The organism is Streptomyces mobaraensis NBRC 13819 = DSM 40847 (assembly GCF_017916255.1).
Lineage (GTDB): Bacteria > Actinomycetota > Actinomycetes > Streptomycetales > Streptomycetaceae > Streptomyces > Streptomyces mobaraensis.
Genome location: NZ_CP072827.1, coordinates 6,177,957 through 6,201,626 on the forward strand (window position 1 = coordinate 6,177,957; position 23,670 = coordinate 6,201,626).

A 23,670-nucleotide genomic window follows, 5' to 3' on the forward strand; every position below is an offset into this window, starting at 1 on the left:
CATCCCGTGGAGCGGGCCTTCGCCGACCTGTGGACCGGCACGGCCGCCACCATGACCCCGCTCTGGCGCGAACGGTTCACCGGCAGCGTGCGGCGTTTCCTCGACGGGGTGCTCTGGGAGCTCGAACACGTCGACCACGCGATCACCGACCTGATCGAGTACCTGGGTGCGTGCCGCGACTTCGGCGGCCTGCAGTTCACCGCCATCCTCATGGAGCACGCGATGGGCGAACTCTCCCCGGGCGTCCTGCGCGGCCGGGAGTTCCGCACCGCCACCGACGCGTTCGTCGACGCCGTCAGCCTGCACAACGACATCGTGTCGTACGACAGGGAGGTCGACGAGGGAACCATCGGCAACAACGGCGTCGAGGTCGCCCGCAACGCCCTCGGGCTGAACCGGCGGGACGCCGTCGCCGTCGTCGACGACCTGCTGACCGCCAGGGTCGACACCCTGGCAGCCGCCCCGACGGCCGTACCGGCGGAAGCGGTGCGGTTCGTCGGGGCGCTGCAGGAGGCGCTGGCGGGTTCGTACCGCTGGCACGAGCTGACCGGCCGCTTCGGCGGGACGGCGGCCGGATTCGCGGCGAAGCCGCGCGGTCTGGGCACCTCCGCGGCCTACGTCTTCGAGGTACGCGCCTGAGGGGGCGCAGGCCGGAATCCGAGTGGGGGCCGGAACCGGTACGGCCCCGCCGCCCGGTACTCCCGGGCCGGCCACCACAGCGCCGCGTAGTCCGGGAAGCGGCGCACCCCGCACGCGGTGCAGACGATCGCGGACCCGGACTCCGTCCAGCCGTCCGCCGGATGGCGGCAGTTGGCGGACGGCGTTCCCTCCTTCACGTCCCTCGCGTCCCTCGCGTCCCTCACGCGTGCGCCGCCCTCTGGTGGCGACCCATCTCGACGGTCAGCGCGACGGCCGTCGTACGGTCGCCCGCCCGCGACGCCGCGTAGTACGCCGCCTTGATGCGCGCGCACTCCGCGCACCGCGCGCTGTGCGTCCGCCCGGCTCCGGCGGGGTGGGCGGGCGCCGTCACCGCTTGTCCTTGTAACGCGCCCGCGCCGCCTCCGGCAGCGACCGGATGCTCTCCGGCATCGCGTGCCACTCGATTCCGCCCCCGGGCGGCCGGAGTTGGTACAGCGACCACCGGTGGTCCATGACCTCGCCGACGCGTTTCCGGGCGGCGTCCCACACGAGTTCGCCGATCAGGGGTGCGTAGATTTCGCGAGCTTGTTCGGGGGTACAGGCCATGGGGGGAAACCTCTCGGTGTTCACTGTCCGTGCCTCTAGAGTCGCCTTGCGCTTGCGCCTTGAACAGGCGGGTGGCTTGGACGTGGTGGATCGTCCACCGATCTTGGGGGCTGACGTGCACACGGATGAGGGTCAGGATGACGGGCCGGACACGCCGCTCAAGCACTTCGGTGAGGAAGTGCGGATCGAGCGGGAGAGGTTGGGGATCCGGCGCGACGAATTGGGCAGGGCCGCCCATTGCGGCTATTCGCTGGTCGCGAAAATCGAGTCGGGAGAGCGTGTCCCTCCTCCCCAATTCGCAGAAGCCTGCGACCGGGTCTTCCCGCATTCGCATGGCCGCTACACGCGACTGTGGAAACTCGTCCTCAAGTGCGCCTTCCCTCCGTCCTTCCGCAAGTATGTGGAGCAAGAAGAGATCGCTACCGTCATTCGACGGTTCAACTGTTACCTCGTACCCGGTCTGGTGCAGACGGAGGACTATGCGCGGGCCGTGATGGCGACCGGTCGTGCGCGAAACCAAGAGGATTTGGTCACGGCCCGAATGGCCCGCCAACGCATTCTGGAGCGCGCGCACCCGCCCCAGTTGTGGATCATCTTGGATGAAGCGGCCCTGCGGCGCATCTACGGTGGGCCGGAAGTGATGAGAGGACAGTTGGAGCGCCTGCTGACCCTGGCGGACACCGTGCCGCATGTAGTCCAGGTGTACCCACAGAGCGCGGATCACTTCCACGGCGTCGTGTCGCCGTTCGGCCTCCTGTCCTTCGACGAAGGTGCCGACGTGGCGCACGTGGAAGGGTTGCTGGGTGGGCGCTTGACGGCCGAGCGGCATGAGGTCGCTGTGGCGCAAGAAGCGTTCTCGATGCTGATGGCCAAGGCGCTGTCGCCCCTTGACTCGTCCCGGCTGATCGAGTCGGTTCTGAAGGAGTGCTACCAGTGAAGTCGAGCGGCCGAATACCTGAGTCGGCCTGGAGAAAGTCGAGTTACAGCAACAACGACGGCAGCGAATGCGTCGAAGTGGCGCACCGCGCCGACAGTGCCGTCCCCGTCCGGGACAGCAAACGGCCCCACGGGCCGCACCTCACCCTCCCGGCCCCCGCCTGGACCACCTTCATCGACGCCGTCAAGGGGCGGACGCTGCGCGGGTGAGGGCGCGCGCCCGGCCCTCCCGGCCGGGCCCTCGGGAACGGGCAATCCTCAGGTGTCGGTGACGAGCCCTGCACGGCCACCGCGCCGGCCAACGCAGCGCACCACGACCGCGAGAGAGGGGCCGCATCCGGCGCGCCAACCACCTGCGGCCACGGGTGCACCCCATTCGGCGATGCGACAGGCGTGCCCCCGCGCCCCGCGCGGGCCAAGCCGGTAGTCGCACCGCGCTATCCATCCGGTCCCGTGGTCGCCGGCCGACTCCGGTTGTCGCCCGTCAGCGGGCTCCTGAACGTCGGGTGCGGTAACGGAAAGAGGGCGCAGGGGCCGCTGGGGTCGGCCGGCCTGTCGGCCCTCCGGGCTACCTCACCCCTCCCCAACTGTCAGGCAAACCGATCATCTTCCTCCGATCGCGTAGATCACCGTGGCCTTTCCCTCGGAGGTGCGTTCACCAGTAGGTGTACGCGATCGATCGAGACGGCAGAGGTGAAGGGTGTCCCCTGGCACGGCGGAAAGCGTCCTGCGGGAGTTGGAACCATCTGTCGAGCGGTTGCTGAACCGGCATCTGGCGGTTGCACGTGACTGGTTGCCCCATCAGTACGTGCCGTGGAGTGCGGCGAGGGACTTCGACGGGCCGCTGGAAGGCTCGGGCTGGGATCCGGGGCAGTCGGCGCTGCCGCATGCGGTCCAGGACGCGCTGGTCATCAACCTGCTGACCGAGGACAACCTGCCCAGCTACCACTTCGAGATCGCCTCACGGCTCGGCCGTGACGGTGCCTGGGGCACGTGGGTCCACCGGTGGACGGCGGAAGAGGACAGGCACTCGTCCGTCCTGCGCGCCTACCTCCACGCTCGGCGGGGCGTGGATCCTGTCGCCCTCGAAAACCTGCGGATGCGGCACGTGGGCAACGGATACCACAACGACCTGCCGACTCCGCTGCATCTTCTGGCCTACGTCACGGTGCAGGAACTGGCGACCCGTCAGGCGCACCGCAACACCGGCGCGGCGTGCGGGGACCACGTCGGTGAGGCGCTCATGGCCAGGATCTCGGCCGACGAGAACCTGCACATGCTCTTCTACCGGGGCCTGTACGAGGACGCGATCCGAGCGTTTCCCGACGACGCCCTCGTCGCCCTCGCCGACGTGATCCGCGGCTTCCGGATGCCCGGCACCGAGATCCCCGGCTTCCGGGCGCGCGCCGCGCGCGTGGCCGCGGCGGGCATCTTCAACCTGGACGTCCATCTCGAATACGTGCTTCGGCCGCTGGTGCGGGCGCTCGGCGTGATGACCACGACCGGGCTGGGGCCGGCCGGGCGGGAGGCGCAGGAGCACATCGGGCGGCAGATGGAACAGCTCGAGGCGCAGGCATCCCGCGCGCGTGACGTCTACGTCCGTCTCAACGCATGCAGGGCGTCCGGCCCGGCGACGGAGGAACAGGAGATCCCGGCATGACACAGTCACCGGACCAGGCGGAACAGTCGGCGCTCCCCGAGAACCTGCTGGCCTTGCTGACCGACCACCTGGGCGTGCGTGCGCACCCCGAGAACCTCTCCGCCGGGATGACGTTCGAAAGCCTCGGCATGGATTCCCTGTCGCTGATGGAACTCGTGGTCGCCGCGGAGGAGAAGTTTGCCGTCGTCCTGCCCGAGGACGCACTGGACCTCGCTCCCTCCTCGACCCTCGCCGAGGCGGCTCGCGCCTTCCGGAACGCGCGTGCGGTCTGAGGTAGCCGTCACCGGCCTCGGCCTGGTGACCCCCGCGGGGCACACGGTGTCGGCGAACTGGGAGGCCCTGTGCCGGGGCCGTTCGCTCGCCGCGACCGACCCCGAACTGGCCGGCCTTCCCGTCGACTTCTCCTGTCGGGTCCGCGACCTGGACGTCGACGGGGAGCTCGGCCGGCCCCTTGCCCGCCGAACGGACCGTTTCATCCAGTTCGCCCTGATCGCCGCACGCCGGGCCGTCGCCGACGCCGGGCTCGATCCGTCGTCCTGGAGGGGAGAGCGGATCGGAGTGATTCTCGGCGTCGGGTCGAACAGCCTGAGTTCCTACGTCGACGAGTTCTGCCGTCTCGGCGCCGGGAAGCCGGAGCGTGTCTCGCCGCTCGCCCTGCCGCGCAGTGTGCCCAACATGGCCGCGAGCGAGGTCGCGATCGATCTCGGCGTCCGCGGTCCCAACTTCACCACCTCCAGCGCCTGCGCCTCGGGCGCGACCGCCATCGGCGTCGCACGCGACCTGCTGCGCTCGGGGACCTGCGACATCGTCCTCGCGGGCGGCAGTGAGTCGGCCCGCTCCCGTATGGCGGCGACGTGCTTCACCCGGATGCGGGCCCTCTCCCGGCGGCGCGAGCAGCCGGCTCTCGCCTGTCGTCCGTTCGACGCCGAACGGGACGGAATGGTCCTGGGCGAGGGCGCCGCCGTTCTCGTCCTGGAGCGGCCCGCCACCGCGCGCGCCCGTCGGGCACGGGTCCTCGCCCTGCTGGGCGGCTACGGCGCCGGATCCGACGCGTACCATCCCGTGGCTCCCCACCCTGGGGGAGAAGGGGCGGCCCGGGCCATCTCCGCCGCCTTGGCCGACGCGGGGTGCGGCCCCCGGGACATCGGGCTGGTCAACGCGCACGGCACCGCCACCGTCCTCAGTGACGCCTCCGAGGCGGCGGCCCTCACGCGTGTCTTCGGAGCCGACGCACCACCGGTGACCGCGTCCAAAGGCGTCATCGGCCACACCCTCGGGGCGGCCGGGGCGGTCCAGGCGGCCTACACGGTCCTCGCGCTGCGGCACGGAGCCGTCCCGCCGGTGGCGAACTTCGCGCACCAGGAAGGGGACCACAAGCTCGACATCGTGGCCGGGCACCCTCGCGCGACGGCCGCAGAGGCCGGAATCAGCTGCTCCTTCGGATTCGGCGGCCAGAACGCGGTCCTGCTGTTCACGGCTCCCTGAGCGGATCCGACGACGGTACGGGCCAGCGGGCGGGAGGGACGCACAGGTGGATGCGGTACGGCGGCGGGCGTGGCTCGTGGTGGTGGGCGCCCTGCTCGCCGCGGTGTGCGCCTGGGCACTGGCCCCGGTCGCGCTGTCGGCGCTGGGCACGGGCGGTGCGGTCGCCACGGGAACGGAGGCCGGGCGAGCCGGGCGGCAGGCCGAGCGGCTGGGCGTGCCCTCGCCCGATCTGCTGCTCACCGTGGACCGGCCCGGCGAGGGAGGCGGGACGGGGACGGTCCGGGAAGACGTCGGGGCCGTGGTGAAGACCCTCTCCCGGCATCCGGCCGTACGGGCGGTGTGGTCCGCCCAGACGACCGGCAACACCTGGCTGCGGTCGAAGGACGGCCGGTCCCTGCTCATCGGCGTGCGGCTGAGAGGGACGGACAAGGAACGCAAGACCGCGGCCCCCGATGTCGTGGCCGCCGCACGGTCCGCCGCTTCGAGGGCCCGCGTGGAGCCGAGCGGTGAGGTCTGGACCAACCGGGAGATCGACGAGACGATCGAACACGACCTGCGCCGGGCCGAGTTGACGGCGGCACCGGTGCTCTTCCTGCTCCTGGTCCTCGCCTATGGATCGGTCGTCGCCGCCTTGCTGCCGGTCCTTGTGGCCGTGACGGCCGTCGGCTGCACGCTTCCGGTCCTGGGCGTGCTGGCCCAGTGGACCAATGTGTCACGGGTCGCGGTGAGCGCCGCCTCCGCCGTCGGGCTCGGCATGGCTGTCGACTACAGCCTCTTTCTGCTGGCCCGGGTACGCGAGGAGATGGCACGGGGCGTGGACCGGGAAACGGCGCTGACCGCCGCTCTCCGCTCCAGTGGCCGTTCGGTCGCCTTCTCCGCGGCCGCCGTCTCCACCTGTCTGGCCACCGCCATGGTGGTTCCCGTTCCTCTGCTGCGCGGACTCTCCCTGGCGGGGATGGTCGTCACCGTGCTGTCCGCGCTCGTCGCCCTGCTGGTGCTGCCGTCGTGCCTTCGGCTGCTCGGCCCGCGCGTCCGGGCGTGGGATCCGCTGGCACGGTGGCGGCGTACGGACACCGGGGACGACAGCCGCTTCTGGCGGAGGACGACACGCACGGTCACCGCGCGGCCTCTCCTCGCCGGCGGCCTCGCGGTCCTCGCCCTGGTCCTGATGGCGGTCCCGTTCACCCACGCCAGGCTGGGCCTTGTGGACGAGCGCACCCTGCCCCCGTCCGCGTCGGCGGCCTCCGCCGCGGCCCGCGTGGGCCACGAGTTCGCCGTCCCGCCCGAGCACGTCCTGTCCGTGGTGGTGACCGGCCTCGGGGCGCGGGACGCCGCGCCTGCCTACGCCGCACGCCTCAACGGTCTTCCGGGCGTGGCGGGCGTACGCGTGGAACGCACCGCCCGGTCCGCCGCGGCAGGGAGGGGGGAGGCCGCCGTGCTGTTGGTCGCCTCTGCCGCGCCACCCGGCACAGCCGAGGCGGAGGCGCTGGTGCGGAGGGTGCGGGAGGAACCCGCGCCGGGAGCCGTGGCGGTCGCCGGGCGGGCCGCGGAGATCGCGGACAGCGCGACCGCGGTGTGCGGCGCCCTGCCGACGTGCGGGCTGCTCCTGGCGACGGGACTCGTGGTGCTCCTCGGGCTGTTCACCCGCTCTCCCGTCGCCCCCCTCAAGGCCGTGGCCGTGGCGGCCGTCAGCCTCGGGGCCGGTCTGGGGGCGATGGTCCTCCTCTTCCAGGACGGCCACGGCCGTGCCGTGCTCGGCGATTTCACCGCCCCCGGTGCGCTGGACGCCTCCACGTTGCTGTTCGTCCTCTTCATCACGCTCGCCCTGTCGGTGGACTACGAGGTCTTCCTGCTCGGCCGCATCCGCGAGGAGTACGAACGCAGCCGTGACAACCGCGGCTCGATCGTCGACGGCATCGCGCGCACGGGCCGGCTGATGACCTCGGCAGCCGCGGCCGTGGCGGTCTCGACCGCCGCCATGGGCGTGTCCCATGTCGCGCTCCTCAAGCTCATCGGCATCGGTATCGCTCTCGGTGCCCTCGTGGACGCCGTACTGGTACGCGGTGTCCTGGTCCCCGCTGTCATGGCGGCCCTGGGGCCGGCCAACTGGTGGACACCACACGGCAGTCGGATCGCACGGCGGACGGCCGTACGCGGGATGACCGCACACGCGAAGGAAGGAGAAGGCTGAGTCAATGAGTCGGTTCAGGGAGGGCCTCGCCTGGGGGCCGGACGAACCCTTGCCCCGGGTGACCGCGATCGAGACGGCCGTGCCACCCCATCGGTATCGTCAGGAGGACATCATGGCCGCCCTGGCACGCACCACATTGATGGAATCCCAAACGGGGATCTTGATGCTGCGCAAGATCCAGGCCAACGCCGGAGTGGCCACACGGCACTTCGCCCTGCCGCTGGAGCGGCTCATCGAGCTCGACGACTTCACCGAGAACAACCGCTTGTGGCACGACGCCGCCCTGGAACTCGGGGAACGCGCGCTCACCGGGGCCCTGCGGGCGGCGGGGGTGGAGCCGGGCGAGGTCGACGCGGTGATCAGCACCACCGTGACGGGCCTCGCCGTGCCTTCGCTGGAGGCCCGTCTGGCGCACCGGGTGGGCCTGCGGCCGGACGTCACGCGCATTCCCCTGTTCGGGTACGGCTGCGCGGGAGGAGCCGCCGGACTCGCCCGGCTGAACGACTACCTCCGGGCCCACCCGGCCCATGTGGCCGTCCTCCTGGCGGTGGAACTGTGCTCGCTGGCGTATCAGATGCAGGACACCTCGATGGCGAACATCGTCGCCGGCAGCCTCTTCGGGGATGGTGCGGCCGCGGTCGTGGCCGTCGGCGGACACCGGGGCACCGCAGCCGCGGCGGCGGGCCCCCAGCTCGTGGATTCCCGCAGTCGGCTGGTCCCCGACAGCGAGGAAGTGCTCGGCTGGGACATCGGATCCCACGGCTTCAGGATCCTGCTCGCCCCCGAGGTGCCCACGCTCACCGAGGAGCATCTGCCCAAGGCCGTCCATGACTTCCTCGGCACGTACGATCTGCTGCCGGGCCAGGTCGGAAGCTGGATCGTCCACGGTGGCGGCCCTAAGGTCCTCACCGCCGTGGAGAGGTCCTTCGATCTGCCGCCCGCGGCTCTGGAGCCCACGCGCCGGTCCCTGGCGGAACGGGGCAACCTCTCGTCCGTCTCCGTCCTGGATGTCCTGCACACGACGATGCGGACACCTCCACGGCCCGGTACGCCGGGGCTCGTCGCGGCCATGGGTCCGGGGTTCGCCATCGAACTCGCCCTGGTCCGCTGGTGAACCGCGACTGCCCCGCCCCTTCCCGACGCAAGGAATCGAAAGGGATCGAAAGGAAATGGCATCGTGACGGTTGTGGGATCGGGCCAGCTCCCCGCCGGGTTGCTGGCACTCATCACCTTGATCACCGTGGAGCGCGGCTTCGAACTCCTCGTGGCACGACGGCACGCGCGCTGGGCCGCCGCCAACGGCGGGGTGGAATACGGCCGTCGGCACTATCCGGCCATGGTCGCCCTCCACGTCGGCCTGCTCGTCGGCATCCTGGTCGAGGTCGCGGCGGCCCACCGGCAGTTCGTACCGGCGGTCGGCTGGCCGGCCCTGGCCGCCACCTCCCTGGTCCAGGTGGCCCGGTGGTGGTGCGTGCGGTCGCTCGGCCCACGCTGGAACACGCGCGTGATCGTCGTCCCGGGCATGCCCCTGGAGACCCGCGGCCCCTACCGCTGGCTCCGGCACCCGAACTACGTCATCGTCGTGACCGAGGGCCTGGCCCTGCCCCTGGTCTACAACGCCTGGCTGACCGCCCTCCTCTTCACCGCCGCCAACGCAGTGCTGCTGGCCGTACGGCTGCAGGTGGAGAACAGGGCGCTGGGGCTCGCGTCATAGGCGTATCGAGCACGGGCGTTGTCGACAGTCGCAGGTCCCGATCAAGGCGAAGACCTCCGGTGCCGCCCATAAGTGGCCGCGCCGCCGGCGGGTCGGCGGAACCGTTGCCGGAGGAGCACCGGGCAGAAGGCAGGCGGCGGGTTATCGCGTTGCATGGACACCGGAGCGGCGTTTACCCTGTTTTGCGTTCCGCTTGTGCCCATTCCGGGGCCCGGCGCTGTGTTTCGAGGTGACGACTTATCTCCCAGGCCAAGTAGCCGTCCGCAGTTCCCCACGTTCTGATCGTTCGAACGTGTCCGGGGGCGGACGTCGCGCCGGCCTGAGTTGCGTCACCCACCCCCGCGTTTCCCTGTCGTTTTCCGGGTGCAGCTCTGCCGTCTGCCCCGGGTTTCGTGTTGTCCGGCCCCGGCGCGGCTGACGGCAGGGCTCCCCGTCTCCTTGGATCAGGAGCCCCACAGTGCCTTCCCCCGCGCTCGACGACGAGCCACAGCAGACCACCCCACACCCGGATCACCTCACACCCGGCCTGTCGAAGATGGGCCTGGCGGCCTGGATCGCCCTCCTGGTGCTGCTGGGCGCCGAGCTGATGGACTTGATGGACCAGTCGGTCGTCCTGACCGCCCTGCCCGCGATCCAGGAGTCGACCGGCGCCGGACCGGCCGCCGTGCAGTGGCTGACCACCGGCTATTCCCTGCCCATCGCCGTCGGGCTGATCACCGGCGGGCGCCTCGGCGACCTCTTCGGCCGGCGAAGGATCCTGCTCGTCGGCGCCGCCGTGTTCACCACGGCCTCGCTGCTGTGCGGCCTCGCCGCCGGGCCGGGCGTGCTGATCGGCGCCCGCGCCCTCCAGGGCGTGGGCGTGGCCGTCATGATCCCCCAGATCCTGGCCACCCTCCACGTCACCTTCGACGGGCAGAACCGCAGCAAGGTGTTCGGTCTGTACGGGGTGATCATGTCGCTCGGCAACGTCCTGGGCCCGGTGATGGGCGGCCTGCTCACCGAGGCCGACCTGCTCGGGCTGTCCTGGCGGCCGATCTTCCTGGTCAACGTGCCCGTCGGCCTCGCCGTGCTCCTCCTGGGACGCCGGTTCATCCCCGAGTCGACCGTGCCGAAGGCCGCCCGGCCGGACCTGACCGGCATGCTGCTGTCCGCCCTGGCCATCGTCCTGATCGTCTTCCCGCTCAGCGAGGGACACCTCCACCACTGGCCGCTGTGGTGCTTCGCCCTGCTCGCCGCCGGCCTCCTCACCCTCGGCGCCTTCCTGCGCCACCAGCGGCGCAAGCAGGACAACGCCCCGCTCGTGCCGCTGTCCCTCTTCCGGGACAGGCAGTTCTCCGGCGGCACGGCCGCACAGCTGGCGCACGGCCTGCTGTGCGGGCTGTTCTTCATGACCTGGACCCTCTACCTCCAGCGAGGGCTGGGCATGAGCCCCTTCCACGCGGCCCTGGCCTTCGTGCTGCTCTCCGTGGGCGAGCTGGCCGGTGCGACCATCACGACGAAGAGCGGCGGACGCTTCGCCCGCCGCCTTCCGCAGACCGGAGCCCTCATCACGCTCGCCGCGATGGTTGCTTACGCGTTCCGGATCGACGCGGGCCAGGGGGGCCTGACCCTGCCGGCGATGACCGCTCCGGTGGTACTGATCGGGTTCGGCCTCGGCATGGTCGGCGGCCCGCTGGCCGACCTGTCGCTGGCCCGCGTCCCGCACGGGAACGCCGGAGCCGCTTCCGGTCTGTTCAACACCGCCATCCACCTGGGCATCGCCCTCGGCACCGCGCTGACCGCCCTGGTGTTCTTCGCCACCACCGGCGGCTCGCCCGACGCCGGGCTCAACCGCGACGCGTTCGTCACCGTGCTGTGGTGGGTCAGCGGCCTCCTCGCCTTGATGTGGGCCCTGATGTTCTTCCTGCCCAAGCACACGGAGAACCGGGCCGGCTGAGCCGGTTCCCCGAGCCGTCCTCCTCGGTGGGGCCGGCGGGCGCCGCGGTCATCCCTTCTCGGCGTTGCGGGCGCGCAGCGCCTTCACTTTGTGGCGGTTGCCGCAGTGCTCCATGGAGCACCAACGGCGGCGACTGGGGCGTGAGGTGTCGACGTAGACGAGGTGGCAGTCCTCGGCGGCGCAGGTACGGATGCGGTGTGCGAAGGGGCCGGTCAGCAGCTCCACGGCGTCTTGGGCGACGGTGGCCACCAGGTGGGTGCCCGTGGGGTTCCCGGCCCACTGCCGGTCTCCGGCCGGCGAGATGCCGGGTGCCAGGGCCGGGCGGGCGGCCGCCTCGTTGATGGCCGTGATGTCGCCGGGCGGGTGCGGCTCGCCGCGCGTGTGGGCGAGGACCACTCGGAACAGCGCGTCCCGCAGCCTCCGCGCGTCCGTCACCTCGGCCGCGGAGATCCTCAGTGCGGGCGTCGGCGTGAGCCGTGAGCGCTCCGCCCAGGCGGCCAGGTCGGCGGGCCCGTGCAGGACCTCGTACCGGCGGTAGGGGCCGGGGCCGCCGGTGGTCAGCAGTTCCAGGCAGAGCGCGCCGGGATCGAACCGGTACGCGACACCGGTGTGGGAGCGCAGCGTCAGACCCGTGGTTGCGGAGGAGTCCATGTAACCAATATAACTGGTTACATGGCACTGAGTTGGAAATTGGTCATCGACAGCACGAACGCGCCCGCCCTCGCGGACTTCTGGGCCGCGGCCCTGGAGTACGAGGTGGAAGACCCCAGCGCCCTCGTCGAGCAGTTGCTGGCCGCCGGCCGCATCGGCGAGGAGGCGGTCGCCGAGCATCGTGGCCGCAAGACCTTCCGCGGTTTCGCCGCGATCCGCCACCCTGACGACCCGTTCGATCCGTTCAGCGGCGTCGGCCGCGGCCGACGGCTGCTCTTCCAGGACGTACCCGAGGGCAAGTCCGGCAAGAACCGCCTGCACATCGACGTCCACGGCGAGCCGGGCGGCCTCGACGAACTGGTGGACCGGCTGGAAGGTCTGGGCGCCACCCGCGCCCACGAGGTCGACAAGGGGCCTGCCGGTCATTGGTGGGTCATGCGGGACCCTGAGGGCAACGAGTTCTGTGTGGCGTAGGGGCGTTTGACCGCGCTCAGCCGTTCGCCGTCCAGCCCGGTCCGTTCCCCGGGGCGGGGCGTCGTGTGTCCGTGGCGCCCAGGGCCGTCAGGATCTCGTCGAGGGTGCGCTCGAAGAGGGGCTCGGGGTCGGTGAGGGCGAAGTCGAGGTGTCCGAAGACCTCGACGGCGACCGTCCCGTACAGCCGCGCCCAGCAGGCGACGAACACGTAGATGACCTCCAACGGCACCGGCTCGCCGTCGAGATGCTCGCGGACCTCCTCCAACTGCGCTGTCCACGCGGGATCGAGTCCGGTGGGCGGGGCGATCGTCCCTTCGCGCCACAGCCGGACCATGAGGTCCAGGAGGACGCCGCCGAAGCGCCAGCCGGAGTCGTGGGCGGCGGTGCCGGGCGTGGTGTCCGCGTCCGCGTCCGGCTTGGCGAACAGCAGCCCGAACTCACGCGGGTGGGCGAGCGCCCAGCGGCGCAACTCGCGGCACACCTCGCGCAGTTGGCCGCCCGGCCCGGCGTCCGGGTGGCGGTCGCGGGCGGCGGCCAGGGTGGCGGCGAGTTCGTCGTAGAGGGATGAGGCGAGCGCCTGGATCAGGTCGCGGTGGCCGGCGTAGTAGCGGTAGAGGCCGGGGGCGGTCATGCCTATCTCGCGGGCGATGGCCCGCAGGGTGACGGCACCCGGGCCCTCCTCGACCAGCAGCCGCCGGCCGGTGCGCAGGATCTCCGCCAGGGCCTCGTCGCGTACCCGGTGGCGGCGGCCGGTGCGCGTTCCCGCAGTGCTGGACATCGGGCCGTGCCCGCCTTCCCGCTTGACAAAGTGAACGCCTGTAACTTTACCTTCTCCATGAAAGTTAACGGTGTTAGCAATCGAGCTGTCTCCTCGGGGGAGTCTGGAATGAAGTACGGCATCGTCCTCACCTACACGGTCACTCCGCGCTGGCTGGCCCTCTCCCGCGAGCAGCGCAACGCGATGCGCGCCGCGCACCTGGAACCCGTCTTCGCCGCCCACGCCGACCGGGTGCGGGCGCGCTTCTTCGACGCCGAGGCGTTCACGGGCCGCTTCTCGGACTTCACCGTGCTGGAGACCGACGACCTGGGCGCGTACTACTTCCTGATCGAGGCCCTGCGCGACACCCCGGTCATCGCTGAGGGCTACCTGACCTTCGGCGAGGTGTTCCTGGGCGTCGAGGACGGCTTCGAGGCGTACGAGCGGGCCCTGGCCGCCGGAGCGGCCCGCTGAACGGGAGCCGGAGCCCGGGGCGATGTCAGTGGTGGGCGGTTGAATGGCGGATTGACCGTTCACACGCTGGTGAAGCTGCTGCCCGACCCGGACGCCCTCCGGACCCGCTGTCGCGCACTCGACCTGCTCGACCACATCCTCGATCCGTCCTTCCCCATCTACTCGTTCACGCCCGACTGGCGGCCGGGCGTCGACCTGGCGACCATGGACATCGGCTCCGGCGACGAGTACGCGGTCGTCTACTTCGAGCGGCCCGTCGACCGTGACGCCGCGGCGGCGGTCCTGACCGGCGCACCGCTGACCCACCGGACAGTGACCGCATTGTCCCCCGCCGCCGACTTCGACGCGGTGGCCGCGCGGGCCCGCGCGCTGGGCCGCACGGTCTGAACCCGGCATCCCCAGGTTGCCGTTGCTGTGTTCGATACCGTAAACAGGTCCGCCGGGCTGGGAGGTCTCGTCCAGGGTCGCGCTGGGCATCGAGAACAGCACCGAGGTCTTGGCCTTCTTCAGCGCCAGGTCGACGGAGCCGAGCCAGGCGTCGTCCATCCTCGTGAAGTGCAGCAGTGGCCGCCGGGGTCGACGATGGCGATGTTCATCGCGGTGCCCGTCCCCTCGGCCGCGCTCCGGCCGGCGGCGGCGATGCGAGTGCCGGAGCAGACCTCACGCGGCGGCTGTTCTTGCCGGGTACCACGCTCGAATCCCGCTGACCGCCGCGCCGCGCCGCATCACGGCGACCGGCCGGTCCGGTACGGCCGGCTGCCACGACGGGGCGTCACGTGTGGACGTCGAGCAGGTAGTTGTTGTTGACGACGAAGGTGACCAGGCCCGTCCCGGTGCCGAAGAAGCCCGTCCCGGAGTCGTTCGCCTGGCTGCCGGAGCCGCGTTCGGTGGCGTTGCCCGTGGCTCCGCTGTTGTCGCGGTCGAAGCGGCGGTCGATGGAGTACGTGACGACCTGACCGGTGTCCGTTCGCTTGAGGCTGTCGGTGGTTCTCGTCGTGAAGAAGAGGTCGCCGCTGCCGGTCACCGAGCCGGAGATCGTCAGTACGGCCGGGAAGGACTGGTCGGGCGTCGCGCAGCGGAAGTCGCTGCCGCTCTTGCCGTCGACGGCGCCGGTGAGGGGATGTGCGTTCACGCTGATCGATCCGGCGCAGTTGACGACCGCCGGCGGTGTGCGGGCGGCGCCGGCCGCGGTGCCCGGCAGCGCGGCCGACGCCGCCAGGAGCAGGGCCGCCGCCCCGGCGGCGGACCAAGCGCGTGTGGTCACGAGGGACATCACGGTCCTCCTTCACCCTGCGGTGCGTGCGGTGTACGCACCGCCCGCTTTCGAGTGTGGTGCCGGGGGGACGGGGTGAATATCGCTCGTTCAGGTGACGGTCGGGGCCGACGGCGGGCCGGTGGCCGGACGTTGGGAGCCGTCGGCCCGTGGGGTCACCGGGCCTACCGCTCCGATGCGGTGAACTCGAAGCGGGCCACGTCACCGTCGGTGGCGGAGCGGCGGAAGCCCGCCTTCTCCAAGACGCGGACGGACGCCGGGTTCGCCAACTCGGCGCCGGCGGACACGGTGTGGACGCCGGGTGCGGCGAGGGCGAACGCCGCCAGGGCCCGGGTGGCCTCGGTGGCGTAGCCCCGGCCGCGGCGGGAGGCCACGATTCCGTAGCCGAGCTCCAGGATCCCCTCGGCGGGCGGCCAGAACAGGCCGATGGAGCCGACGACGTGACCGCCGGAGCGTTCGACGACCAACCGGTGGCCGTACTCGCCGAGCCATGCCGGGTTCTGCCGGAGGAGGCCGGCGATGACGTGGTCGCCTTCGGCGGGGAAGTCGTCCGCCCACTGTGCCGACCGGGCGTCGGCGAGGACCGCCGCAGCCTCGGCGGTGGTCCAGGGGCGCAGGACGAGGCGCTCGGTGGTCAGCTCGGTGTGGGGTGTAGCGATGGGGGAACTCACGTGATTCTCCTGGTCGTCGTGACGACCGGACCACGCTGTCTGGCTAGCGCGCGGGCCGGAAGAGGGTATGTCGAAGAGGGCCTGCGACGGCCATATTCATCGACCTCCTCATCCGTGATCACACGCGTCTCTCGCGTCGGCGTGAACGTAACACCCTGCCGTGTGCGGCGTAAACGTGTTCTGGATCACGCCCGGGCGCGTGCGGGGCGGTCAGCGTTGCGCCTCCGCGCCGTCCGTGACCTCCCGCAGCTTCAGGACGTCCCCCGACGGTTCCACCTCGACCGGGACGCTCGATCCGTCCGCCGACCTGAGGGTGAAACAGGGGTCCTCGCGGGCGAGTTGCCGCAGCTCCTCGTCCTCCGTGCGGCCCGGCTCCGTCTCGGCCACGGCCTCCCAGCCGCGGCCGCCGGGCCCTGCGGTCACCCGAACGGGGACGCTGATCAGGCATGTTTCGCTGTTGGCCCACCATTCCAGGCGGGCGCGTGCCACTTCTCCAGGGGATCGCACCGCCACCTCCGTCACGTCCCGCGGCCGGCGCCCCGGGTTCCGGGAGGTTGGCGGGCCGGTGACGTGGGTGGGCGTCCGGGGGGCGTCTGGGGGGGCGAATCGCAGGAGCGATCGGCCGGAACCCGACCCCCGTCCGTCGGCCGAGATCGTCGGATGCACAATGCACGTATGCCGATAACGAACACGCCGACGGCGGCGGTCATCGACGATGCCGCTCCGATCAGCCGCTTTCTGGCCCGTGCCTTCGACGACGACCCGATGATGCGCTGGTTCTTCCCCGAGGAGTCCTCGCGCGAAGCGTCGTTGACCACCTACTTCTCGACGATTTTCAGTCGGCAGTACGTCCTCAACGGCGTGTGCGAGCGGACCGCCGACGCCGCCGCGTTCTGGGTGGCGCCGGAGGCGCAGGAGAAGGCCGTGCCTGATGCGGAGACCATCCAGGAGCTGGTGGCGCTGCTCGGGGACCGGGCCGGGCTGTTCGGGGAAGCCGTCGAGACGGCCGCCCGGCACACGCCTCAGGAGCCGCACTGGTCCCTGGCGTTGATCGGTGCCGACCCGGCCGCCCAGGGGCAGGGGCAGGGGTCCGCCCTGCTGCGTTCCGGGCTGGCCAAGGCCGACGCGTCGGGCATGCCCACCTACCTGGAGTCCTCCAAGGAGTCCAACATCCCCGTCTACGAGCACTTCGGCTTCACCGTGCGCGAGGAGATGGTGCTGCCGGGCGGCGGGCCCACGCTGTGGGGCATGTGGCGTGAACCGCGCCGTCCGGCCGGCGTCTAGGGGTAGCCCCGGGGTCGGACCCGCCGCTACGGGCGGACGTAGGGGCGGGTCATGATCTCCATGTTGTGACCCGACGGGTCCTCGAAGTACGCGCCGCGCCCGCCGAACCAGCCGTTGACCCGGCCCGGTTCGGTGTGGTGCGGATCGGCGTAGTAGGTGACCCCGAGCGCCTCCAGCCGGTCGATCATGCCGTCGAACCGCTCCTCCGGCACGAGGAACGCGTAGTGCTGCGACTGGATCGGCTCGTCGCGCTTCTCGCAGTAGTCGAGCGTCACCCCGTTGCCGAGGTCGACGGGGAGGAACGGTCCGAACGGCGCGCCGACCTCCAGGCCCAGGACATCGGCGAGGAACTCCGCCGACCGCCGGCGGTCCGCGGCGTAGACGGCGGTATGGTTCAGCTGGATGACGGACGTGACGGACGCGGACTTGGCCTCGGGCTCGGACGCGGACTCGGTCGAGGGTGTGTGGGCAGGCTGCGGTGTGTTCTGCATGGGGGTGTGTTTCTCCGGGTCTTGGATTCGCTGACGCGCGGTCGATTCACTGACGCGTGGTCGATTCGCTGACGCGCGGCGATGCGCGCTGATGCACGGCGGCGCCACGACAGGCGCCCGCTGAACGGAAGACGCGGAGAGGAAGGCGGGGCTCTCACCCGCCTCGCGCTCACTCCGAGGCCGGGAACCCTGCTCGTGTATGGCCCATGGCCGACCCGGCAGTCACCCGGCCGACTCTAGTGGATCGTCGGCCGGCGGGGCAACGGCGGACGGCGGTTGACGGAGCGTCAGGTCCGGTGCGCCGTGACCGCCACCGCCGCGTACCGCAGCGTGAACGCTCCCCCCAACCCGTCGACCGCCGCGCCGACGCCCTCCAGCACCCGCTCCCGGACCTCCGGCGGCAGCCCTGTGTGGGCGCCCGACGTGGGCAGTTGGTCCAGCCACTCGTCCCGGGTGTACGTACGCTCCCACTCGACGTTCCACCGTTCCGGGGCGTCGAACGCGCCCGAGCCCCGGATGCCGTCGGCCGCCCGCGCGCACAGCGGCTCGTACGGGGCCGGGCCTGACGTCCACTGGCGGGCGGCGAGCGAACCGGGCAGCAGCCGGTCGTAGACCGTGGCGAACGCCTCCGCCACCTCCGGGGAGGGGAGTGCCGCGTTCCAGAAGACGGCCAGCCGGCCGCCCGGCCGCAGTGCTTCGGCGGCCTTCGCCGGGCCGGCGGCGGGGTCGATCCAGTGCCAGGTCTGGCCGGAGACGACGGCGTCGAAGGTCCGGCCGGCGGGGTCCCAGGTCTCGAAGGCGGCGGTCTCCACGGCGAGTCCGCCGCGCCGCGCCCAGGCGGCCATCCGGTCGTCGACCTCGACGCCGAGCACGCGGTGGCCGGCCGCGCTGAACTGCCGGGCGGCGATGCCGGTTCCGGTGCCGACGTCGAGGATGTCGAGGGGGCGGGGGCTTCCGGCGGCGATCCGGTGGATCAGGGCGTCGGGGTAGCGGGGCCGCGTCCGGTCGTAGCGTTCGGGGTCCGCGCCGAAGGACTCCGCCATGTGACGGGCAAGATGGGGCGCGTGAGATGAGGGACGTGCTCCCTCTGGCAAGGGAGTGGGCATGTGCCCACTCTAGTGGGCGAGCGCCCACTTGTCGGGGGAGCCGACCGGCGGAGAGGGAGCGGTGCGCGATGCCGACGGGCGTGGCCATGCGGGATGCGCGGGAGCGGCTGTTCGACGCGGCGGAACGGGTCCTGCTGCGGGACGGGCCCTCCGCGCTGACCAGCCGGGCGGTCACCGCGGAGGCGGGGTGCGCCAAAGGCGTCCTGCACCGGCACTTCGCCGACTTCGACGCGTTCCTCGCCGAACTCGTACGGGACCGCGTCCGGCGGATCGAGGAGCGGGGGGCCGCCCTGCGCGCCTCCGCCGGGACGGGCGACCTCGTCGGCCGCCTCGCCGACGAGCTCACCGACCTGTTCGAGTCGGTCGCGGTGGCGATCGTCGGCCTCGTCACCTCCCGGGACGGGCTGCGGGCCCGGCTCCGCCGCGAACGCCCCACCGGCGTCCCGCTCCTGACGGACGCGGCGGGCGTACTCGCCTCGTACCTCGCCGCCGAGCGCGACCTCGGCCGCCTCGCCCCCGACGCCGACGTCGACGTCCTCGCCCCGACGCTGATCGGGGCGGCGCACCTGCTCTTCGCCGACCGGACGGGCCCGCCGCCGGGCGCGGACGCGGTGCGCAGGACCGTCGCGGCGGTCGTGGGCGGTGTCGTGCGGGAGGGGTAGCGGGAGTGAGCGGGTTCGGGGGCGCGGCAGCCTGCCGGTTCGGCGGTGAAGCGCCGGGGCGAGGCCCATGCCCGACGGAGTGGCCGGGAGGGTGCCGGCGGCGGGATGCCGTGCGGCCGCGTCCGGAAGGCCGGTGCCCGGTGGAGGGCCGAGGGCGGGTTGGGGGGTGGTCAGGCCGCCGCGGAACTCCGCCTTCGCCGGGACCGGTCCCGCCGGACTCCGTCAGCCGGTGGTCCAGCGGTGGCCGGGGAGGAAGCGGACGTCGTACCGCTCGGGGACCGTGGCGAACTTCCCGGGGTCCGGGACGACGGGCTCGCGCGGCAGCCCCGCCTCGTCCGTGGGTACGCCGAGGGCCTCGAAGAACCGCTCGAACGTGCCCCCGGGGCCTGCGGCGACGCCGACGACCCGGCTGTGGTGCCGTTCCATCCGGTACGCGTGCGGGCAGCCGCGCGGCACGAAGCCGAAGTCGCCGGGGGTCAGCAGCTTCTCCTGCTGCCGGCCCGCGGTGTCCTCGACGAAGAGGCGGACGGCGCCGGCCGTGACGTAGAAGACCTCGTGGGTATCGGCGTGGACGTGGGCCGGGATGAGGTCGCCCTTCGGGCCCTCCACGGTGAAGAAGTTGAACATGTTCCCGGTCTGTTCGCCGCCCGCGTAGACGGTGATGAGGTCGCCGAAGAGGTGGGCCCGGTCGCCCTCGCCCTTCTCGATGAAGTACGGCCTGCCGGGGTCGGCGGGTATGTGCGAGGTCCTGCGGTAGCGGGTGGCGAATTCGATGGTCATGCGGGTCTCCGGTGCGATGCGGGGAGGATGGGGACGGCCTCGGGTGTGAATGTCAGGTAGCCTGACATGGTCGGCGGTGGCGGGCAAGTCGCCCCTCGCGCCCCGGCCTGTCCCGTCCGATCCCCGGCGTCCTGTGAGGAACCGATGCACCGCAGCCTGTCCCAACTCCTCGGCGAGGGGCGCCGATGGTTCGACGACGGGCTGTCGGCCGCCATGGAGGCGGCCGGCGCCACGCCCGTGTCCCCGGCCCAGCTGCAGCTCTTCTCGGTGCTGGATCCGGAGGGCACCACCGTCTCCGAGCTGGCCCGGCGGATGGGCGTCACCCGGCAGACCGCGCACCAGGCCGCGCACGGGCTGATCGCCGCCGGGCTGCTGGAGCAGGTCCCCGACCCGGGGTCCGCGCGGCGGCGGCTGGTCCGGCGTACGGCGGAGGGGGAGCGGGCGCATCGGCTGGCGGCGTCCGTGCTCACCCGGCTGGAGGACCGGCTGGCGGAGCGGATCGGAGGCGAGGCGGTCGCCGCGCTGCGGGGGGCACTGGAGGCGGGGTGGGGCGAGCCGCCGTCGTCGGGGTGAGCGGCGGTTGCCGGGGCGTATGGCCGCTACTGGGGTGAGCGGCCGCCGTCGGGGCACGCGGCCATCGTCAGGGCGCGCGGACGTCCCCGAGGTGAGCCGCCGTTGTCGGGCGGGGTGAGCCGCGTGCCGGACGGGCCGGGTGGTGCGGCCGGGGCCGGGGTCCGGCCCGTCCGGCGTTCGCGTCAACCCCGTGCCCGGTCCACGTACTCGAAAACCGACCCGTCCGGATGCCGGGCCACCAGGTTCCGCCCGATGGGCGTCGGCACCGGGCCGGCGATGACCTCCGCGCCGACCGCCTTCAGGTCGCGGACCGCCTCGTCCACGTCCGTCACCGCGATGGTGGCGGTGATCTTCCGGAGGATGGACAGTTCCGCCTCGGGGCCGCTCATCAGGAAGAAGCAGCCGACCGCGGCGACCGATACGCCGCCGCGCCGGAAGCGCACCGCTTCCGTGCCGGTCAGCCGTTCGTAGACGGCGATCGCCGCTTCCAGATCGCCGACGCACACCCTTAGCGAAGTCCCGAGAATGTTCATGGCAGCCAGGCTAGTTGTCCTGGGGCGGTGCGGAAGACGGCCTTTGGGCGCCGAACTGCCGTTCATTACACGGGGGTTCGTCAACCGGCGCGCGGGGGCGGCCGGAGCGCCCCCTCCGGTCTCTTCCCGAGCGTCCCGCCCGTCGGGCATGGTGGTGCTCCCGCCCCGCCCCCGGCGGCCGTGTCCCGTCCCGGGACCGGGCCGTCACCCGCCCGCCCGTGTCAGGCGGCCGTGCACCGCGGTGATCTGCGAAGGTGGACAGAAAAACGGTTGCGGAAAAGCTCCGCCGGACAAGCGGGCGCGGCGGACGGCGATCCGCGGGACGGAGGTGCGCAGGATGCAGCGGAGCCACTCGTACGCGCCTCCCACGTCACCCATGTCACCCACGCCCCTCACCCCTCCCGCGTTCCCCGCCGCCGAGCGCGGGCTGCCCGTCCCGCCCGAGCTGCGCGAGCGGTTCGCCGAGGCCGCGTCCCGGACCGCGCCGGAGCCCGTCGGCGGCGGGTCCGAGCTCCGGGCGGCGGCCTGCGGCTACCGGGCCCGCCGGGGGCCGGCCCCGGATCCTTCCGACGTCCTCGCCGCGCCCGGCGCCCAGCCGCTGCTGCTGGCCCTGCTGGCCTCCGCCGGCGGCGAGGTGCTGCTGACCCGCCCCTGCGCGGCCTGGTACGCGCCGCTCGCCCGGCTGGCCGGCCGGCTGGCGTACCACGTGCCCGTCACCGCCGAGGCCGGCGGCGTCCCCGACCCCGTCGCGCTGCTGGAGACCGTCCGCCGGGTCCGCGCCGAGGGCGGCAGGCCGCGGTTCCTCGTCCTGTCGGTCGCCGACGACACCACCGGCACGGTCGCGCCGCCGGAGCTGGTGCACGAGGTGTGCGAGGCCGCGGCCGGCGAGGAGCTGACGATCGTCAGCGACGAGACCTGGCGGGACGTCTGCCACGATCCGCACGCCACGGTCTTCGTCGGGCCCGCCGAGATGTATCCGGAGCGCGTGGTGGTCCTCACCGAACTCGCCGGGACCCTGCTGCCGGCCGCCTGGCCGGCCGCGTTCGCCGTGTTCCCGAGGTCCGGGCCGGGGCCCGTGCTGCGGGCCCGGGCGGCGTCCGTCCTGGACGCGCTGCGCGCCGAACTCGCGCCTCCCGTCGCCGTCGCCGCCCGCTGGGCGCTGACCGAACCGCCGCCCGTCCGCGAGCACACCGCCGCCGCCGCGCGGCTCTACGGGCGGACGTCCGCCGCCGTCCTGGAGCGGATCACCGCGGCCGGGGCGCTCGCCCGCCCGCCCCAGACCGGCCCCCACCTCTACGCCGACCTCGGCGAACTGCGGGCCGGCCTGGCCCGGCGCGGCGTCACCGACTCCGTCGAGCTGGAGGCGCACCTCGGCGCGGCGCTCGGGCACCCCGTCCCCGGCGGTCACCGCTTCGGGGACGAGCCGGACGCGCTGCGCGTCCGGCTCTCCGCCCTGCCGTTCCTCGGCACCGGCGACGAAGCGCGGCAGCGCGCCCTCGACTCCCCGGACCCGCCGGCCCTGCCGGAGGTCGCCGAGGCGCTGGCCGGCCTGGAAGCGGCGTTCCGCGCCCTGGCCGGCACGGACACCTGAGGTTCCCGACCACCGTCGACGAGCGTGCCGCCGCTCCCGCCCCGCGCCGGCACCCCGGTCCCCCCGAACGGAGCCCTTCGATGACCGAGCAGACCGAGCGCCCCCTCTCGGAACCCGAGCGCCCCCTCCCGGAACCGCGTCCGACCGGGGAGATCCGTACCTGGCCACGGTCCTTCGCCGACCGGCTCACCGCGCCGCTGCCCGGCGTCCGGGCGCTGGCCAGGGTGGCCCGGGAGGGGATGCTGCGGCCGGGCGCCGAGGCGCTGCGGGAGGTCCCCGACCTGCCGGTCGCCCCCGGCCCGCCGCCGGTCGTCAACGCCGCCACGGTCGCCGTCACCTGGGCCGGGCACGCCAGCTGGGTGATCGCCGTCGGCGGGCTCACCGTCCTCACCGACCCCGTGTGGTCCCGGCGGATCCTCGGCACCCCGCCCAGAGTCACGCCGGTCGGCGTCCGCTGGGAGGACCTGCCCCGGGTGGACGCCGTCGTCATCAGCCACAACCACTACGACCACCTGGACGCCCTCACCCTCAAACGGCTCCCGCGCCACACCCACCTGCTGCTCCCCGCCGGTCTCGGCCGCTGGGCGCGGCGCCGGGGCTTCACCCGCGTCACCGAGCTGGACTGGTGGGAGGCGGTCGAACTGCCGGGCGCCGCCGGGCCCGTCCGCTTCGACTTCGTGCCCGCCCACCACTGGAGCAAGCGGACGTTCACCGACACCTGCCGTTCGCTGTGGGGCGGCTGGGTGCTCACCGCGCCCGACGGCCGGCGGGTGTACTTCGCGGGCGACACCGGCTACGGCCACTGGTTCGAGCGCATCGGCGCCCGCTACCCGGGCATCGACCTGGCGCTGCTGCCGATCGGCGCGTACGCGCCGCGCTGGATGCTCGCGCCGGTCCACACGGACCCGGAGGAGGCGGTCCGGGCCTGCCTCGACCTGGGCGCCCGGTCCATGGCGCCGATGCACTGGGCCACCTTCCTGCTGTCCGCCGAACCGCCGATGGAGCCACTGCGCCGGGTGCGCGCCGCCTGGCGGGCGGCGGGCCGGGACCGGGACGACCTGTGGGACCTGCCCGTCGGCGGCTCCCGGGTGCTGGAGGGGCCGACGGGACCGGAGAGCGCCCGGGGCGCGGGGCCGGAGCGCGCGCGGCGGGCCTGGGGCGGCGCCGCGCAGTGAGCGCGCGT

General features: G+C 72.6%; 30 protein-coding genes and 1 pseudogene. 18 read left to right on the forward strand and 13 right to left on the reverse strand.

The genetic code is table 11. The features are described from left to right. Positions 1-6: 6 nt before the first annotated feature. On the forward strand, positions 7-639 hold the full coding sequence (locus J7W19_RS26700; protein WP_004942226.1) for a terpene synthase family protein: 633 nt from the start codon (positions 7-9) through the stop codon (positions 637-639). Here J7W19_RS26700 and J7W19_RS33880 read toward each other — a convergent pair. Genes J7W19_RS33880 through J7W19_RS26710 form a run of 3 tightly spaced genes read right to left on the reverse strand, consistent with a single transcriptional unit; the run spans position 615 to position 1,245 of the window. Then, positions 615-863 carry a DUF6255 family natural product biosynthesis protein gene (locus J7W19_RS33880; protein WP_358616624.1) on the reverse strand — a complete coding sequence of 83 codons (249 nt, stop codon included), beginning with the start codon at positions 861-863 and terminating at the stop codon, positions 615-617. The two genes, J7W19_RS26700 and J7W19_RS33880, sit on opposite strands and share 25 nt — an antisense overlap. Beyond that, a complete protein-coding gene (locus J7W19_RS26705) occupies positions 860-1,030 on the reverse strand; it encodes a hypothetical protein (protein WP_154080465.1) in 171 nt (56 codons plus the stop codon). Before J7W19_RS26705 ends, J7W19_RS33880 begins: the two co-directional genes overlap by 4 nt. Then, the gene (locus J7W19_RS26710) at positions 1,027-1,245 is read right to left on the reverse strand and encodes a hypothetical protein (RefSeq protein ID WP_004942224.1); all 219 of its coding nucleotides are present in this window, start codon (positions 1,243-1,245) and stop codon (positions 1,027-1,029) included. The genes J7W19_RS26705 and J7W19_RS26710 overlap by 4 nt, the downstream gene beginning before the upstream one ends. A gap of 52 nt (positions 1,246-1,297) precedes the next feature. Between J7W19_RS26710 and J7W19_RS26715 the strand changes: the two genes are divergently transcribed. From J7W19_RS26715 to J7W19_RS26755, 9 genes are all read left to right on the forward strand, one after another. Beyond that, positions 1,298-2,182: a helix-turn-helix domain-containing protein gene (locus tag J7W19_RS26715; protein WP_233478183.1), complete on the forward strand. Its 885-nt coding sequence runs from the start codon at positions 1,298-1,300 to the stop codon at positions 2,180-2,182. Further along, positions 2,179-2,391 carry a DUF397 domain-containing protein gene (locus J7W19_RS26720; protein WP_040888898.1) on the forward strand — a complete coding sequence of 71 codons (213 nt, stop codon included), beginning with the start codon at positions 2,179-2,181 and terminating at the stop codon, positions 2,389-2,391. The genes J7W19_RS26715 and J7W19_RS26720 overlap by 4 nt, the downstream gene beginning before the upstream one ends. Positions 2,392-2,881: 490 nt before the next feature. Then, on the forward strand, positions 2,882-3,841 hold the full coding sequence (locus J7W19_RS26725) for an acyl-ACP desaturase (RefSeq protein ID WP_040888897.1): 960 nt from the start codon (positions 2,882-2,884) through the stop codon (positions 3,839-3,841). Beyond that, positions 3,838-4,113, forward strand: coding sequence for an acyl carrier protein (locus J7W19_RS26730; protein WP_004942217.1), 276 nt, complete (start codon positions 3,838-3,840; stop codon positions 4,111-4,113). The genes J7W19_RS26725 and J7W19_RS26730 overlap by 4 nt, the downstream gene beginning before the upstream one ends. Then, positions 4,103-5,326 carry a beta-ketoacyl-[acyl-carrier-protein] synthase family protein gene (locus tag J7W19_RS26735; RefSeq protein ID WP_004942215.1) on the forward strand — a complete coding sequence of 408 codons (1,224 nt, stop codon included), beginning with the start codon at positions 4,103-4,105 and terminating at the stop codon, positions 5,324-5,326. The genes J7W19_RS26730 and J7W19_RS26735 overlap by 11 nt, the downstream gene beginning before the upstream one ends. A 46-nt stretch (positions 5,327-5,372) precedes the next feature. Continuing rightward, positions 5,373-7,517 carry an MMPL family transporter gene (locus J7W19_RS26740; RefSeq protein WP_004942213.1) on the forward strand — a complete coding sequence of 715 codons (2,145 nt, stop codon included), beginning with the start codon at positions 5,373-5,375 and terminating at the stop codon, positions 7,515-7,517. A 4-nt stretch (positions 7,518-7,521) separates the two neighbouring features. After that, positions 7,522-8,631, forward strand: coding sequence for a type III polyketide synthase (locus J7W19_RS26745; RefSeq protein ID WP_040888894.1), 1,110 nt, complete (start codon positions 7,522-7,524; stop codon positions 8,629-8,631). Between the two features lie 72 nt (positions 8,632-8,703). Then, positions 8,704-9,231, forward strand: a complete 528-nt coding sequence (locus tag J7W19_RS26750; protein WP_004942210.1) for an isoprenylcysteine carboxyl methyltransferase family protein — start codon at positions 8,704-8,706, stop codon at positions 9,229-9,231. 457 nt (positions 9,232-9,688) lie between these two features. Then, on the forward strand, positions 9,689-11,167 hold the full coding sequence (locus J7W19_RS26755; RefSeq protein ID WP_004942208.1) for an MFS transporter: 1,479 nt from the start codon (positions 9,689-9,691) through the stop codon (positions 11,165-11,167). A 48-nt stretch (positions 11,168-11,215) separates the two neighbouring features. Here the strand turns inward: J7W19_RS26755 and J7W19_RS26760 are convergent, their stop codons facing one another. Continuing rightward, positions 11,216-11,818, reverse strand: a complete 603-nt coding sequence (locus J7W19_RS26760) for a CGNR zinc finger domain-containing protein (RefSeq protein ID WP_004942206.1) — start codon at positions 11,816-11,818, stop codon at positions 11,216-11,218. 21 nt (positions 11,819-11,839) lie between these two features. On the opposite strand from J7W19_RS26760, the gene J7W19_RS26765 reads away from it, so the two are divergent. Continuing rightward, entirely contained in the window at positions 11,840-12,292 is a 453-nt protein-coding gene (locus tag J7W19_RS26765) for a VOC family protein (RefSeq protein ID WP_004942204.1), read from the forward strand. Positions 12,293-12,308: 16 nt separating this feature from the next. Here J7W19_RS26765 and J7W19_RS26770 read toward each other — a convergent pair whose 3' ends face one another. Then, positions 12,309-13,070 (reverse strand): TetR/AcrR family transcriptional regulator, encoded by a 762-nt coding sequence (locus tag J7W19_RS26770; protein WP_004942202.1) that lies wholly within the window; start codon positions 13,068-13,070, stop codon positions 12,309-12,311. A 108-nt stretch (positions 13,071-13,178) separates the two neighbouring features. On the opposite strand from J7W19_RS26770, the gene J7W19_RS26780 reads away from it, so the two are divergent. Next, on the forward strand, positions 13,179-13,523 hold the full coding sequence (locus J7W19_RS26780) for a darcynin family protein (RefSeq protein ID WP_004942200.1): 345 nt from the start codon (positions 13,179-13,181) through the stop codon (positions 13,521-13,523). A 51-nt stretch (positions 13,524-13,574) separates the two neighbouring features. Next, on the forward strand, positions 13,575-13,910 hold the full coding sequence (locus tag J7W19_RS26785; protein ID WP_004942198.1) for a hypothetical protein: 336 nt from the start codon (positions 13,575-13,577) through the stop codon (positions 13,908-13,910). Between the two features lie 78 nt (positions 13,911-13,988). On the opposite strand, the pseudogene J7W19_RS33190 reads toward J7W19_RS26785, so the two are convergent. From J7W19_RS33190 to J7W19_RS26805, 4 genes and pseudogenes are all read right to left on the reverse strand, one after another. Continuing rightward, positions 13,989-14,069 (reverse strand): annotated as a pseudogene (locus J7W19_RS33190) (GlcG/HbpS family heme-binding protein); the annotation flags it as partial. 226 nt (positions 14,070-14,295) lie between these two features. Continuing rightward, positions 14,296-14,796, reverse strand: coding sequence for a hypothetical protein (locus J7W19_RS26795; RefSeq protein ID WP_004942195.1), 501 nt, complete (start codon positions 14,794-14,796; stop codon positions 14,296-14,298). A 164-nt stretch (positions 14,797-14,960) separates the two neighbouring features. Beyond that, positions 14,961-15,467, reverse strand: a complete 507-nt coding sequence (locus J7W19_RS26800) for a GNAT family N-acetyltransferase (RefSeq protein ID WP_004942193.1) — start codon at positions 15,465-15,467, stop codon at positions 14,961-14,963. 210 nt (positions 15,468-15,677) lie between these two features. Continuing rightward, positions 15,678-15,890, reverse strand: coding sequence for a hypothetical protein (locus tag J7W19_RS26805; protein WP_004942191.1), 213 nt, complete (start codon positions 15,888-15,890; stop codon positions 15,678-15,680). 252 nt (positions 15,891-16,142) lie between these two features. Between J7W19_RS26805 and J7W19_RS26810 the strand changes: the two genes are divergently transcribed. Continuing rightward, entirely contained in the window at positions 16,143-16,751 is a 609-nt protein-coding gene (locus J7W19_RS26810) for a GNAT family N-acetyltransferase (RefSeq protein WP_004942189.1), read from the forward strand. A 26-nt stretch (positions 16,752-16,777) separates the two neighbouring features. On the opposite strand, the gene J7W19_RS26815 is transcribed toward J7W19_RS26810, so the two are convergent. Both J7W19_RS26815 and J7W19_RS26820 read right to left on the reverse strand, forming a co-directional pair. Beyond that, complete coding sequence (locus J7W19_RS26815) at positions 16,778-17,242, reverse strand: VOC family protein (RefSeq protein ID WP_004942187.1); 465 nt, start codon at positions 17,240-17,242, stop codon at positions 16,778-16,780. Between the two features lie 287 nt (positions 17,243-17,529). Next, a complete protein-coding gene (locus J7W19_RS26820; RefSeq protein ID WP_004942185.1) occupies positions 17,530-18,285 on the reverse strand; it encodes a class I SAM-dependent methyltransferase in 756 nt (251 codons plus the stop codon). 131 nt (positions 18,286-18,416) lie between these two features. Between J7W19_RS26820 and J7W19_RS26825 the strand changes: the two genes are divergently transcribed. Then, positions 18,417-19,010 (forward strand): TetR/AcrR family transcriptional regulator, encoded by a 594-nt coding sequence (locus J7W19_RS26825; RefSeq protein WP_004942184.1) that lies wholly within the window; start codon positions 18,417-18,419, stop codon positions 19,008-19,010. A gap of 222 nt (positions 19,011-19,232) precedes the next feature. Here J7W19_RS26825 and J7W19_RS26830 read toward each other — a convergent pair whose 3' ends face one another. After that, positions 19,233-19,790 carry a quercetin 2,3-dioxygenase gene (locus tag J7W19_RS26830; protein ID WP_004942182.1) on the reverse strand — a complete coding sequence of 186 codons (558 nt, stop codon included), beginning with the start codon at positions 19,788-19,790 and terminating at the stop codon, positions 19,233-19,235. Positions 19,791-19,934: 144 nt separating this feature from the next. Between J7W19_RS26830 and J7W19_RS26835 the strand changes: the two genes are divergently transcribed. Then, positions 19,935-20,363, forward strand: a complete 429-nt coding sequence (locus J7W19_RS26835; RefSeq protein WP_004942180.1) for a MarR family winged helix-turn-helix transcriptional regulator — start codon at positions 19,935-19,937, stop codon at positions 20,361-20,363. Positions 20,364-20,545: 182 nt separating this feature from the next. Here the strand turns inward: J7W19_RS26835 and J7W19_RS26840 are convergent, their stop codons facing one another. Further along, positions 20,546-20,896, reverse strand: a complete 351-nt coding sequence (locus J7W19_RS26840; protein ID WP_004942178.1) for a VOC family protein — start codon at positions 20,894-20,896, stop codon at positions 20,546-20,548. A 376-nt stretch (positions 20,897-21,272) separates the two neighbouring features. On the opposite strand from J7W19_RS26840, the gene J7W19_RS26845 reads away from it, so the two are divergent. Both J7W19_RS26845 and J7W19_RS26850 read left to right on the forward strand, forming a co-directional pair. Beyond that, on the forward strand, positions 21,273-22,487 hold the full coding sequence (locus J7W19_RS26845) for a pyridoxal phosphate-dependent aminotransferase (protein WP_040888889.1): 1,215 nt from the start codon (positions 21,273-21,275) through the stop codon (positions 22,485-22,487). A gap of 80 nt (positions 22,488-22,567) precedes the next feature. Further along, on the forward strand, positions 22,568-23,662 hold the full coding sequence (locus J7W19_RS26850) for an MBL fold metallo-hydrolase (RefSeq protein WP_210455387.1): 1,095 nt from the start codon (positions 22,568-22,570) through the stop codon (positions 23,660-23,662). The last annotated feature ends 8 nt before the right edge of the window (positions 23,663-23,670 follow it).